This window comes from Streptomyces sp. NPDC002580 (assembly GCF_042889485.1).
In the GTDB taxonomy this organism is placed as follows: Bacteria; Actinomycetota; Actinomycetes; order Streptomycetales; family Streptomycetaceae; genus Streptomyces.
In genome coordinates, this window is sequence record NZ_JBIAQZ010000007.1 from 430,414 (window position 1) to 443,947 (window position 13,534).

The 13,534-nt window shown below is 70.3% G+C and carries 11 protein-coding genes; all 11 read left to right on the forward strand.

All coding sequences use genetic code 11. The annotated features are described in order from the left end of the window. The first annotated feature begins 1 nt into the window (after nucleotide 1). The 11 genes from thrC (at nucleotide 2) to glyA (ending at nucleotide 13,433) form a co-directional block, all read left to right on the forward strand. Nucleotides 2-1,060 (forward strand): threonine synthase, encoded by a 1,059-nt coding sequence (gene thrC, locus ACFYW7_RS23515; protein ID WP_389505394.1) that lies wholly within the window; start codon nucleotides 2-4, stop codon nucleotides 1,058-1,060. A 414-nt stretch (nucleotides 1,061-1,474) separates the two neighbouring features. After that, nucleotides 1,475-2,404 (forward strand): homoserine kinase, encoded by a 930-nt coding sequence (gene thrB, locus ACFYW7_RS23520; protein ID WP_389505396.1) that lies wholly within the window; start codon nucleotides 1,475-1,477, stop codon nucleotides 2,402-2,404. Between the two features lie 389 nt (nucleotides 2,405-2,793). Further along, a complete protein-coding gene (gene rho / locus ACFYW7_RS23525) occupies nucleotides 2,794-4,869 on the forward strand; it encodes a transcription termination factor Rho (RefSeq protein WP_389505398.1) in 2,076 nt (691 codons plus the stop codon). Between the two features lie 256 nt (nucleotides 4,870-5,125). Then, nucleotides 5,126-6,805, forward strand: a complete 1,680-nt coding sequence (locus ACFYW7_RS23530) for a trypsin-like serine protease (protein WP_389505592.1) — start codon at nucleotides 5,126-5,128, stop codon at nucleotides 6,803-6,805. A 213-nt stretch (nucleotides 6,806-7,018) separates the two neighbouring features. Next, nucleotides 7,019-8,155, forward strand: coding sequence for an LCP family protein (locus tag ACFYW7_RS23535; RefSeq protein WP_389505401.1), 1,137 nt, complete (start codon nucleotides 7,019-7,021; stop codon nucleotides 8,153-8,155). Between the two features lie 169 nt (nucleotides 8,156-8,324). Next, nucleotides 8,325-8,546 carry a 50S ribosomal protein L31 gene (gene rpmE / locus ACFYW7_RS23540; protein ID WP_100595864.1) on the forward strand — a complete coding sequence of 74 codons (222 nt, stop codon included), beginning with the start codon at nucleotides 8,325-8,327 and terminating at the stop codon, nucleotides 8,544-8,546. Between the two features lie 171 nt (nucleotides 8,547-8,717). Then, nucleotides 8,718-9,794: a peptide chain release factor 1 gene (gene prfA, locus ACFYW7_RS23545; RefSeq protein ID WP_389505404.1), complete on the forward strand. Its 1,077-nt coding sequence runs from the start codon at nucleotides 8,718-8,720 to the stop codon at nucleotides 9,792-9,794. 78 nt (nucleotides 9,795-9,872) lie between these two features. After that, on the forward strand, nucleotides 9,873-10,712 hold the full coding sequence (gene prmC, locus ACFYW7_RS23550; RefSeq protein WP_389505406.1) for a peptide chain release factor N(5)-glutamine methyltransferase: 840 nt from the start codon (nucleotides 9,873-9,875) through the stop codon (nucleotides 10,710-10,712). Between the two features lie 101 nt (nucleotides 10,713-10,813). Further along, a complete protein-coding gene (locus tag ACFYW7_RS23555; RefSeq protein WP_389505408.1) occupies nucleotides 10,814-11,461 on the forward strand; it encodes an L-threonylcarbamoyladenylate synthase in 648 nt (215 codons plus the stop codon). Next, entirely contained in the window at nucleotides 11,458-12,126 is a 669-nt protein-coding gene (locus ACFYW7_RS23560; RefSeq protein WP_389505410.1) for a protein-tyrosine-phosphatase, read from the forward strand. The genes ACFYW7_RS23555 and ACFYW7_RS23560 overlap by 4 nt, the downstream gene beginning before the upstream one ends. A gap of 68 nt (nucleotides 12,127-12,194) precedes the next feature. Next, complete coding sequence (gene glyA, locus ACFYW7_RS23565) at nucleotides 12,195-13,433, forward strand: serine hydroxymethyltransferase (protein ID WP_389505412.1); 1,239 nt, start codon at nucleotides 12,195-12,197, stop codon at nucleotides 13,431-13,433. Nucleotides 13,434-13,534 lie beyond the last annotated feature (101 nt).

Genomic DNA, 13,534 nt, shown 5'->3' on the forward strand with positions numbered 1-13,534 from the left:
AATGACCCACCAGTGGCGCGGAATCATCGAGGAGTACCGGGACCGTCTTCCGGTGTCCGACAGCACGCCGGTCGTGTCGCTCCGCGAGGGCGGTACGCCGCTCGTGCCCGCGCAGGTGCTCTCCGAGCGCACGGGCTGCGAGGTCCACCTCAAGGTGGAGGGCGCCAACCCGACCGGTTCCTTCAAGGACCGCGGTATGACCATGGCCATCACGCGGGCGAAGGAGGAGGGCGCGAAGGCCGTCATCTGCGCCTCCACCGGCAACACCTCGGCGAGCGCGGCGGCGTACGCCGTGCGCGCCGGCATGGTCTGCGCCGTCCTCGTGCCGCAGGGCAAGATCGCGCTCGGCAAGATGGGCCAGGCCCTCATCCACGGCGCCAAGATCCTCCAGGTCGACGGCAACTTCGACGACTGTCTGACGCTGGCGCGCTCGCTGTCCGACAACTACCCGGTGGCGCTGGTCAATTCGGTGAACCCGGTGCGTATCGAGGGCCAGAAGACCGCCGCCTTCGAGATCGTGGACATGCTCGGCGACGCGCCCGACATCCACGTCCTCCCGGTGGGCAACGCGGGCAACATCACCGCGTACTGGAAGGGGTACACCGAGTACGCCGCCGACGGCATCGCCCACCGCACCCCGCGCATGTGGGGGTTCCAGGCGTCCGGTTCCGCGCCGATCGTGCGCGGCGAGGTCGTCAAGGACCCGTCGACGATCGCCACCGCGATCCGTATCGGCAACCCGGCCTCGTGGAAGTTCGCGCTGGCCGCCCGGGACGAGTCCGGCGGCTTCATCGACGAGGTGACGGACCGTGAGATTCTGCGCGCCTACCGGCTGTTGGCCGCGCAGGAGGGCGTCTTCGTCGAGCCCGCGTCCGCCGCGTCCGTCGCCGGTCTGCTGAAGGCGGCCGAGCAGGGCAAGGTCGACCCGGGCCAGCGCATCGTCTGCACCGTGACCGGAAACGGTCTCAAAGACCCCGACTGGGCCGTCGCGGGAGCCCCGCAGCCCGTCACCGTCCCGGTCGACGCGGCGACGGCGGCGGAGCGGCTCGGTCTGGCGTGAACCCGCCAGGCGTGAACCCGCCAGGTGCGGACCGCCAGGATCCGGTCCGTCGGGGTGAACCCCTCGGGCCGGCCCGGTAGGTCCCGCCGTGTTCGGCGGAACACGCCCAAGGCGGGCGGAAAACCGCCGGAAAGTCGACGGAAACCGCCCGCGGTCCGTCGGGCCGTCTCCCACGGCGACCCGACGGGGGTGCACGGGGGGCTTACGACACGCATCGTGCGCCTCCTGTGCGCCCTATGTCGCCACAGAACCTTCCTTCGATAGGCTGTACCGAACCCGCCCGCCGCATATGCCGCGGTGCGCGCCGTCCTTGCGGCCTCCGGGTCCTGGTACCCGTCCGTCGTAGTTCGTCGTTCCTTTCGCGGTCCTTCGAAAATCTCGTACATCACGCAGCTCAAGGAGAGTCATCGAGCGATGGCCGGTCCAGCGTTCCGCGCCGCCGCCGTCCGGGTGCGCGTCCCCGCCACCAGTGCCAACCTCGGCCCGGGCTTCGACGCCTTCGGCCTGTCACTGGGGCTCTACGACGACGTGGTCGTCCGGGTGGCCGACTCAGGGCTGCACATCGACATCGCGGGTGAGGGCAGCGAGACGCTGCCCCGCGACGAGAAGCACCTCCTCGTACGTTCCCTGCGCACCGCCTTCGACCTGCTGGGCGGCCAGCCGCGCGGCCTCGAGATCGTCTGCGCCAACCGCATCCCGCACGGCCGGGGCCTCGGCTCCTCCTCGGCGGCCATCTGCGCCGGCATCGTCGCCGCCCGCGCGGTGACCATAGGCGGCGAGAGCAGGCTCGACGACACCGCGCTCCTGGAGCTTGCGACCGAGATCGAGGGGCACCCCGACAACGTCGCGGCCTGTCTGCTCGGCGGTTTCACGCTCTCCTGGATGGAGTCCGGCGCCGCGCGGGCGATCAGGATGGAGCCCGCCGATTCCATCGTTCCGGTGGTCTTCGTACCGGGAAAGCCCGTGCTCACCGAGACCGCGCGCGGTCTGCTGCCGCGCACCGTCCCGCACGTCGACGCCGCCGCCAACGCGGGTCGTGCCGCACTGCTCGTCGAGGCCCTGACCCGGCGCCCCGAGCTGTTGCTGCCCGCGACCGAGGACCGGCTGCACCAGGAGTACCGGGCCCCGGCCATGCCGGAGAGCGCGGCTCTCGTGGAGCGCCTGCGCGCCGACGGAATCCCGGCGGTGATCTCCGGAGCGGGGCCCACGGTCCTCGCTCTGGCGGACCGTGCGTCGGCCGACAAGGTGGCCGATCTCGCAGGTCAGGGCTGGGCCGCCAACCGTCTGGACCTCGACGCCCAAGGGGCGTGCGTGTTGCCGCTCGCACCTGTCGGGGTCAATTGACGACGCACGGTCGCCGGATTTGGAGAGGGGGAATGTTTGTTGGATCCGGTAGTGTTAACCTCAAGTCTGCACCCGACCCCACCATGGCGAGGTGCTTCGCGTCCCCGTCCGGGACACCCATTCTTCCGGGAGCCTCCCAAACTGCTACGTGCCTTGCATTGGGTGCTATGCGCTGAGCAGTGCTGAGCACGCTCCGGAACCGGCGTGACCGAGCCGATGACACCGAACCTCAGTGCCACGGCTCCGGGAATCGTCATCACCAGCATGTTTCTTCCGCCGCTTTGGCGGACCACCGCCCCGGCACGGTCCACATAGCAGGACCAATGCCGGACAGCACAACCGGTCGCCGAGCCAGACAGGCCGACGTCCGCTCCAGGGAAGGACCCTTCGTGAGCGACACCACCGATCTGATGGGCGCACGTGTCGAGGAGACCGCTGCCGCGCCCGCCACGGACGCCTCCGCGCCTGCCACCGGTGCCGGCTCCAGGCGACGCCGCGGTACCGGCCTCGAGGGCATGGTGCTGGCCGAGCTGCAGCAGGTCGCATCCGGCCTCGGAATCAGGGGCACCGCGCGTATGCGCAAGAGCCAGCTGATCGAGGTCATCAAGGAGGCGCAGGCAGGAGGCGGTGCTCCGGCCAAGTCGGCGTCCGACGACGCCGCCGAGACCAAGCCGAAGCGCCGGACCACCTCGAAGGCCCGTACGGCCGACGAGTCCGCCGAGGCCGGGACGAAGGCCGAGAAGGTCGCCGCCGAGAAGGCCGTGGCCCAGCAGCAGATCGAGATCCCCGGCCAGCCGGCCGGCGGCCCCTCGCGCGCCGGTGAGGCCGAGCGCGCGGGCGAGGACGCCCCCGCCGACCGCCGTCGTCGTCGTGCCACCGCCGAGGCGGGCAGCCCGGAGACGGTCACCGCCGAGGCGAAGACCGAGCCGAAGGCCGATGCGCAGCAGGGCGACGCCGAGGGCGCCGACGGCCGTCGTGAGCGCCGCGAGCGCCGTGACCGCGACCGGGGCGGCCGTGACCGCGACCGCCGCGGCAACAAGGGTGACGAGCAGCAGGCCGGCCAGGGTGGCGGCCAGCAGCGCCCCGACCGCCAGGAGCGCCAGGAGCGTTCCGACCGCCAGCAGCAGGGCGGCGGACGTCAGGACCGTCAGGACCGTCAGCAGCCGCGTGACAGCGGCCCGCGTGACAACGGCCCCCGTGACAACGGCCCGCAGGACGACGACGACTTCGAGGGCGGCCGCCGCGGCCGTCGTGGCCGCTACCGGGACCGTCGTGGCCGTCGTGGACGCGACGAGATCGCCGAGCCGCAGGTCGCCGACGACGACGTGCTGATCCCCGTCGCGGGCATCCTCGACATCCTCGACAACTACGCGTTCATCCGTACGTCGGGCTACCTCCCGGGTCCCAACGACGTGTACGTCTCCCTCGCCCAGGTCCGTAAGAACGGTCTGCGCAAGGGTGACCACGTCACCGGTGCGGTGCGCCAGCCCAAGGACGGCGAGCGTCGCGAGAAGTTCAACGCGCTCGTCCGCCTCGACTCCGCGAACGGCATGGCGGCCGAATCCGGCCGCGGGCGCCCGGAGTTCAACAAGCTGACGCCCCTCTACCCGCAGGACCGGCTCCGCCTGGAGACCGACCCGGGTGTGCTGACGACCCGGATCATCGACCTCGTCGCGCCCATCGGCAAGGGCCAGCGCGGTCTGATCGTGGCCCCGCCGAAGACCGGCAAGACCATGATCATGCAGGCGATCGCCAACGCGATCACGCACAACAACCCCGAGTGCCACCTGATGGTCGTCCTGGTCGACGAGCGTCCGGAAGAGGTCACCGACATGCAGCGGTCGGTGAAGGGCGAGGTCATCTCCTCGACCTTCGACCGCCCGGCCGAGGACCACACCACGGTCGCCGAGCTCGCCATCGAGCGCGCCAAGCGTCTGGTGGAGCTGGGCCACGACGTCGTCGTGCTGCTCGACTCGATCACGCGTCTGGGCCGTGCGTACAACCTCGCCGCCCCGGCCTCCGGCCGCATCCTGTCCGGTGGTGTCGACTCGACCGCGCTCTACCCGCCGAAGCGCTTCTTCGGTGCCGCGCGCAACATCGAGGACGGCGGCTCGCTGACCATCCTGGCCACCGCGCTCGTCGACACCGGCTCGCGCATGGACGAGGTCATCTTCGAGGAGTTCAAGGGCACCGGCAACGCCGAGCTCAAGCTCGACCGGAAGCTCGCCGACAAGCGGGTCTTCCCGGCGGTGGACGTCGACGCGTCCGGTACCCGTAAGGAAGAGCTGCTGCTCGGCGCCGACGAGCTCGCCATCACCTGGAAGCTGCGCCGCGTGCTCCACGCGCTCGACCAGCAGCAGGCGATCGAGCTGCTGCTCGACAAGATGAAGCAGACGAAGTCGAACGCCGAGTTCCTGCTCCAGATCCAGAAGACCACTCCGTCGCCGGGCAACAACAACGACTGAGTTCTCAGGGCAAGAACCACCAGGGCCGCCCCCGTCACGCGAGTGACGGGGGCGGCCCCTTGCGCTGTCCGGGACACGTGTACGATCGCGCCCTTGAAGTACTGCTTACGCAGATCTGAACTCTTGACTCTGAGGGGGGACTTGAGTGGACACGTCCACGTCCACGTCCGGGGGCGGCAAGCACAGACGCCGTATACGGATCGCCGTTCCGGTTGCCGCGGCAGGCCTCGCCGCCGCGGTCGCCGGTGCGCTGCTGATGTCGTCGGCGAACGCGGCGCCCGTGTCGACGCCGCCCACGCCGAACGTGAAGGTCGGCAACTCCACGCCGTCCCAGGCGGTGCTGGAGAAGCGGGTCGAGGGTGCGGTCGCCGGTGACGACATCGCGGGCAGGACGACGCAGAAGGCGTCGCTGAGCGCCGGCACCGTCACGGCCAAGGTCGACCCGAAGATCATCGGCGGTACCACGACGACCATCAGCACGGCTCCGTTCATGGCCCAGCTCTGGTACTACGACGAGGCCAACGACCTCGGCTTCTTCTGCGGCGGTTCCGTCGTGTCGCCGACGAAGATCCTCACCGCCGCGCACTGCGTCAAGGGCTACGACTGGAAGGCCAACGGCGCCGTCATCACCGGGGCCACGCAGCTGGCCGACGAGGACGGCGTCCACGGCGGTACGGTCTCCGCCCCCTGGCGGCAGTGGAACCACCCGTCGTACAGCGCGACGACCATCGACAACGACATCGCGGTCATCACGCTGGCGAACCCCGTGACCGCCAAGCCGATCCGCATGACGACGTCCGGTGACACCGCGTCGTACGCGTCCGGCACCAAGGCGAAGCTCTTCGGCTGGGGCCGCACCACCTCCACGACCGAGGACATCTCCCCGACGCTGAAGACGGCCACGCTGCCGATCAACTCGGACACCACCTGCAAGTCCGCCTACGGCAGCGAGTTCGTCTCCGGCCACATGGTCTGCGCGGGCACCAAGGCGACCGGCAGCGACGCCGGCACCACCACGGCCTGCAACGGTGACTCCGGCGGCCCGCTGATCGTCAACGACCGCATCGTGGGCGTCGTCTCCTGGGGTGTCCAGGACTGCGTCGCACAGGGCGCCTACAGCGTCTTCTCGAAGGTCAGCACCTACGTCGGTGCCACCTACCCGCGGGTCGAGGACACCAACCTGAGCGGCGACCACAAGGCCGACCTGTGGGTCCGCGCCAAGTCGACGAAGACGGGTTACTCGAAGGACTCCAAGGGCACCTCGTTCGCCACGCGCGAGGCCTGGGGCAACTGGGACGGCGTCAACGTCGTGCTCCAGAGCGATCTGAACCGCGACGGCTACCAGGACCTCGTCGTCCGCGACAGCGCCTCCGGGAACGTCTTCTGGTCGCACTTCGTGCCGTCGGCCGGAGACTGGTCCACCACCCAGATCTTCAGCGGCTGGGGCACCCGCCAGCGCATCATCGCGCCGGGCGACCTCAACGGCGACGGCCTGCCCGACATCCTCTCCGTCGACTCCTCCGGAGTCATGTGGCAGTACCCGGGCAAGGGCAACGGCACCTTCTCGTCCCGCGTCCAGGTCGGCACCGGCTGGAGCCAGTACAACTCGGTGCGCGGCCACGGCGACTTCACCGGCGACGGCAAGGCCGACCTGATCGCGCGCAGCAAGACGGGCTCGTACATCTACCTGTACAAGGGCACCGGCAAGACCGGCAGCGGAGCCTTCTCCTCCCGCATCAAGGTGCGCACCTGGAGCAGCTACGACGCCTTCGACGCCGTCGGTGACGTGACCGGCGACGGCAAGGCCGACTTCCTGGCCCGCACCTCCGGCGGCACGCTGTACCTGTACCCGGGTACGGGCAAGGCCACCAGCGAGATCTTCGCCACGCGGATCTCGGTCGGCACCGGTTTCGACCAGTACGACATTTTCGGCTGACATCGCAGGTGAGCGGGTATGCGCCCGCTCGGACCGAACACTCGACGTGCCCACCGCGCTACGCGGTGGGCACGTTTTGTCGTGCAACCCTTTCCCGGGTTTCCCCGTCTGACCGTACGGAGTGACCATGGAGCGGTACGCCTCGTCACCACCGGAGGGGTCTGGCCCCGAAAGCAGGGGGTAACCGAGAGCAAAGAGGAAGCCGAGGAATACATGCCTGCCGAGAGCACGCCGGAGCCCGCCATACCGGGCGATCCCGGCCCCAGCACCCCGCCCCGCCAGAAGGGCGACCGCCGCAGGCCCCGCGGCACGCGGAGCAAGGCCCTGCTCGTCACGGCCTGGACCGCGGCGGGCATCGTGGTGCTCGGCGGCACCGGAGCCGGCTACCTGTACTTCAAGCTCAACGGCAACCTCAAGAACGTCGACATCAACCAGGCGCTCGGCAGCGACCGGCCGATCAAGGTCGACAACGGCTCCGAGAACATCCTGGTCCTCGGCTCGGACACCCGTTCCGGCGGCAACAAGAAGCTGGGCGGCGGCACCGACGACGGCAGCGCCCGCTCCGACACCGCGATGATCGTCCACGTGTACAAGGGCCACAAGAAGGCCAGCGTGGTGTCCGTCCCCCGCGACACGCTCGTGGAGCGCCCCTCCTGCGTCGACGCCGAGGGCGTCCGCCACGCCGCGGCCTCCGGCGCGATGTTCAACTCCGCCTACTCCACCGGCGGCGCCGCCTGCGCGGTGAAGACCGTCGAGTCCATGACCGGCATCCGTATGGACCACTACATCGAGGTCGACTTCAGCGGCTTCCAGAAGCTGATCGACGACCTGGGCGGCGTGACGGTCACCACGACCAAGGCCATCTCGGACCGCGAGAGCCATCTGCACCTGGCCGCCGGGTCGCACAACCTCGACGGGAAGCAGGCGCTCGGCCTGGTCCGCACCCGGCACGGCGTCGGCGACGGCTCCGACCTCGGCCGCATCCAGCTCCAGCAGGCCTTCATGAAGGCCCTGGTCGACCGCGTCAAGCACATCGGGATCCTGTCCAACCCGAAAAACCTGTACGACCTCGCCGACACCGCCACGAAGACGGTCACCACCGACTCGGACATCGGCAGCGTCACCGACCTCGCCTCCTTCGCCGGCGGCCTCAAGGGCATCGGCTCGTCCCACATGACCATGGTCACGATGCCGGTGCAGTACGACCCGGCCGACGGCAACCGGGTCCTGGTCGACAAGAAGAAGGCCGAGCTGGTCTGGAAGGCGCTCAAGGCCGACCAGCCGATCCCGAAGGCGGCCACCAAGGGCACCGCCACCGGAACCGCGAAGGGCGTCGTCAGCCCCGGCTGAGCCCCGTCCGCCCCAGGCCGGCCCGTGCGCGGACCCTTCGGGAATAGATCGTCGCGTCCCCCCGTTTTGGGGGATACGGCCAGTGCTGGCAGACTGGTACGTCGGCCCCGGTTCACGCGCCCGCATCCCGCGGTGGCGACCCGGTGCCCTCCCGAAACTAGGAGACACCTTGAAGCGCGACATCCACCCCGAGTACGTCGAGACGCAGGTCAGCTGTACCTGTGGCGCGTCGTTCACCACCCGCAGCACGATCTCCAGCGGCACCGTCCGTGCCGAGGTCTGCTCCGAGTGCCACCCGTTCTACACGGGCAAGCAGAAGATCCTCGACACCGGTGGCCGTGTGGCCCGCTTCGAGGCCCGCTTCGGCAAGGCTGCGGCTGCCAACAAGTAGCGAGCCCACAGCGCCGGTCTTCGGAGTCCCCCGCACGGGGACGCCGGGACCGGCGCTTTGCGGTGCAGCCCCTTCCCCCGGGCGCTCGACCCCGTTCGAGCAGGGGGACCCCCACGCCGTATCTACGTCCCGAGCCCGCCGAGGGCTGGGGACAGTCCATTGGAGCCGGAGATGTTCGAGGCGGTCGAGGAACTGATCGGCGAGCACGCCGATCTGGAGAAGAAGCTCGCTGACCCGTCGGTCCACGCCGACCAGGCCAACGCGCGCAAGCTCAACAAGCGCTACGCAGAGCTGACCCCGATCGTCGCGACGTACCGCTCCTGGAAGCAGACCGGGGAGGACATCGTCACGGCGAAGGAGTTCGCCGCCGACGACCCCGACTTCGCCGCCGAGGTCAAGGACCTGGAGAAGCAGCGCGAGGAGCTCACCGAGAAGCTCCGCCTGCTCCTGGTCCCGCGCGACCCGAGCGACGACAAGGACGTCATCCTGGAGATCAAGGCGGGCGCCGGCGGCGACGAGTCCGCCCTGTTCGCCGGTGACCTGCTGCGCATGTACCTGCGCTACGCCGAGCGCGTCGGCTGGAAGACCGAGATCATCGACTCCACCGAGTCCGAGCTCGGCGGTTACAAGGACGTCCAGGTCGCCGTGAAGACCAAGGGCGGCAACGGAGCGACGGAGCCCGGCCAGGGCGTCTGGGCCCGGATGAAGTACGAGGGCGGCGTGCACCGCGTGCAGCGCGTGCCCTCGACCGAGTCGCAGGGACGGATCCACACCTCCGCCGCCGGTGTCCTCGTCACCCCCGAGGCCGAGGAGGTCGACGTCGAGATCCTCGCGAACGACCTCCGCATCGACGTCTACCGCTCCTCGGGCCCCGGCGGCCAGTCCGTCAACACGACCGACTCCGCGGTGCGCATCACGCACATTCCCACCGGAGTCGTCGCCTCCTGCCAGAACGAGAAGAGCCAGCTGCAGAACAAGGAGCAGGCGATGCGTATCCTGCGCTCCAGGCTCCTCGCCGCGGCGCAGGAGGAAGCGGAGCGGGAGGCCTCCGACGTCCGCCGCAGCCAGGTCCGCACGGTCGACCGCTCCGAGAAGATCCGTACGTACAACTTCCCGGAGAATCGCATCTCGGACCACCGGGTCGGCTTCAAGGCGTACAACTTGGACCAGGTCCTCGACGGCGACCTCGATGCGATGATCCAGGCCTGCGTCGACGCGGACTCGGCCGCCAAGCTCGCCGCCGCATAACAGCAAACGACAACAGCTCAGCCCCGGAGGACCAGCGTGCAGCAACATTTTGGGGGGCGACCCCAGAACCCCCGCAGCGTGCTGCTCGCGGAAGTCGCCCAGGCCACCCAACGGCTGGCCGACGCCGGTGTGGCCTCGCCGCGCAACGACGCGGAGGAGCTCGCCGCCTTCGTCCACGGCGTGAAGCGGGGCGAGCTGCACACCGTCAAGGACACCGACTTCGACGCCCGCTACTGGGAGGTGACCGCGCGCCGCGAGGCGCGCGAGCCGCTCCAGCACATCACCGGGCGCGCCTACTTCCGCTACCTCGAACTCCAGGTGGGGCCGGGCGTGTTCGTCCCCCGCCCGGAGACCGAGTCGGTCGTGGGCTGGGCCATAGACGCCGTCCGCGCGATGGACGTCGTCGAACCGCTCATCGTGGACCTGTGCACCGGCTCGGGCGCCATCGCGCTCGCCCTCGCGCAGGAGGTCCCGCGCTCCCGCGTGCACGCCGTGGAGCTGTCCGAGGACGCCCTCAGGTGGACGCGCAAGAACGTCGAGGGGTCCAGGGTCGACCTGCGCCAGGGAGACGCCCTCGCGTCCTTCCCCGACCTCGACGGCCAGGTGGACCTGGTGATCTCCAACCCTCCGTACATCCCGCTCACCGAATGGGAGTACGTGCAGCCGGAGGCCCGGGACCACGACCCCGAACTCGCCCTGTTCTCGGGCGAGGACGGACTCGACCTCATCCGCGGCATCGAGCGCACCGCGCACCGGCTGCTGCGCCCCGGCGGCGTCGTCGTCATCGAGCACGCCGACACCCAGGGCGGACAGGTGCCGTGGATCTTCACCGAGGAGCGGGGCTGGGCCGACGCGGCCGACCACCCGGACCTCAACAACCGGCCGCGGTTCGCGACCGCCCGCAAGGCGATGCCGTGAGCCCGGCCCGGGCTGCCTCGGCGCACGGCGCCGTCGTGCGCGCGCGCACCGCGTTCCCCCGCACCCCCAGCCAGCAGTACGTGTACGAGGAGGCCCGCTAAATGGCACGGCGATACGACACCAACGACGCGACCGACCGCACCACAGGTCTGCGTGAGGCAGCGTCCGCCGTCCGCCGTGGCGAACTGGTGGTCCTCCCGACGGACACCGTCTACGGCATCGGTGCCGACGCGTTCACCTCGGAGGCCGTCGCCGACCTGCTGGACGCCAAGGGCCGGGGCCGCAACATGCCCACCCCCGTCCTCATCGGCTCCCCGAACACCCTGCACGGCCTCGTCACGGACTTCTCCGAGATGGCCTGGGAACTCGTCGACGCGTTCTGGCCCGGCGCCCTCACGCTCGTCGCCAAGCACCAGCCGTCCCTCCAGTGGGACCTCGGCGACACCCGGGGCACGGTGGCGATCCGCATGCCGCTGCACCCGGTCGCCATCGAGCTCCTCACCGAGGTCGGCCCCATGGCCGTCTCCTCCGCCAACCTCACCGGCCACCCGGCGCCGGAGAACTGCGACGCCGCGCAGGACATGCTCGGCGACTCCGTCTCGGTCTACCTGGACGGCGGTCCGACCCCGGGCAACGTGCCCTCCTCGATCGTCGACGTGACCGGCAAGGTGCCCGTGCTGCTGCGCGCGGGCGCGCTGTCGGCGGAGGAGCTCCGGAAGGTCGTACCCGACCTCGAGGTGGCGAATTGACAGCCCCTGACGCGGGGCGTGGATGGATAGGCACGGGGATCATGGGGACCGGTGGGTCCCCCCAGGGGTCCTTCCGCATCCTCCACGTCAGCACCGGCAATGTGTGCCGCTCGCCGATCACCGAGCGGCTGACCCGGCATGCCCTGGCGGACCGCCTCGGCGACCCCCTGTGGGGCGGCCTGATCGTGGAGAGCGCCGGCACCTGGGGGCACGAGGGCGCGCCCATGGAGGCCAACGCCGAGACCGTCCTCGCCGACTTCGGCGCGGACGCCTCCGGCTTCGTCGGCCGTGAACTGCTGGACGACCACGTCATCCGCGCGGACCTGGTCCTGACGGCCACCCGCGACCACCGGGCCCAGGTCATCTCCATGGGCCACTCGGCGGGCCTGCGCACCTTCACCCTGAAGGAGTTCACCCGGCTGGTGCGCGCCATAGACACCGCGACCCTGCCGCCCCTCCAGGACGGCGTGATCGAGCGCGCCGTCGCGCTGGTGCGGGCCGCGGCGGCCCTGCGCGGCTGGCTGCTGGCCCCGACCGCGGAGGCCGACGAGGTCTACGACCCCTACGGGGCGCCGCTGCCGTTCTTCCGGTCCATCGGGGACGAGATCAACGAGGCGCTGGATCCGGTCGTCACCGCTCTGACGGGAGTACCCGCGCGGACGTGAGACCGGGCGCCCCACCGGTCCCGGCCCTACATTGGACGTAAGCGCCCCGCCGAGGTCCGGAGTCCACCATGCCGGTCGCAAGCATGCTCGAAACGGATGTCCTGAGCCATCAGGATCCCGAGCTGGCCGAGATCCTCCTCGGTGAGCTGGACCGGCAGTCGACCACGCTCCAGCTGATCGCCGCCGAGAACTTCACCTCGCCGGCCGTGCTGGCGGCGCTCGGCTCGCCGCTGGCGAACAAGTACGCCGAGGGGTATCCCGGCGCCCGCCACCACGGCGGCTGCGAGATCGTCGACGTCGCCGAGCGGGTCGCCGTCGACCGCGCCAAGGCACTCTTCGGCGCCGAACACGCCAACGTCCAGTCCCACTCAGGGAGTTCGGCCGTCCTCGCCGCATACGCCGCCCTGCTGCGCCCCGGTGACACCGTGCTGGCGATGGGGCTGCCCTTCGGCGGTCACCTGACCCACGGCTCGCCCGCGAACTTCTCCGGCCGCTGGTTCGACTTCGTCGGCTACGGGGTGTCGGCGGAGTCCGGGCTCATCGACTACGACCAGGTACGCACCCTGGCCCGCGCCCACCGCCCCAAGGCGATCGTCTGCGGATCGATCTCGTACCCCCGGCACATCGACTACGCGCTGTTCCGGGAGATCGCCGACGAGGTCGGCGCCTATCTCATCGCGGACGCCGCCCACCCGATCGGACTGGTCGCCGGGGGAGCGGCGCCCAGTCCGGTGCCGTACGCCGACGTCGTGTGCGCCACCACCCACAAGGTGCTCCGGGGGCCGCGCGGCGGCATGCTGCTGTGCGGCGGCGAACTGGCCGAGCGGATCGACCGGGCCGTCTTCCCGTTCACCCAGGGCGGCGCGCAGATGCACACCATCGCGGCCAAGGCCGTCGCGTTCGGCGAGGCGGCGGGCCCGGCGTTCACCGCGTACGCCCATCAGGTGGTCGCCAACGCGCGCGTGCTCGCCGAGGGACTGGACGCGGAGGGGTTCGCGATCACCACGGGCGGCACCGACACCCATCTGCTCGCCGCGGATCCGGCGCCGCTCGGTGTCGACGGGCGCACCGCCCGCGGCCGGCTGGCGGCCGCCGGTATGGTCCTCGACACCTGTGCGCTGCCTCACGGCGACGCCCGCGGCCTGCGGCTCGGCACCGCCGCGCTGACCACGCAGGGGATGGGCGAGCGGGAGATGGCCCGGGTCTCCGCCCTGTTCGCGGGGGTGCTGAAGGACGAGATCGACGGCCGGACCGCGCGGGAGGAAGTGCGGGAGCTGACGGGAAGATTTCCTCCTTATCCGGACTGACCGGGGGTACGCGTACCGAGGTGCACAGCCACTCGTGCAACCATCGTCGCTACCCGGAAGTCCTCAACCGTATGCGTGCATCGCTAGGGTGTGGGGCTGTG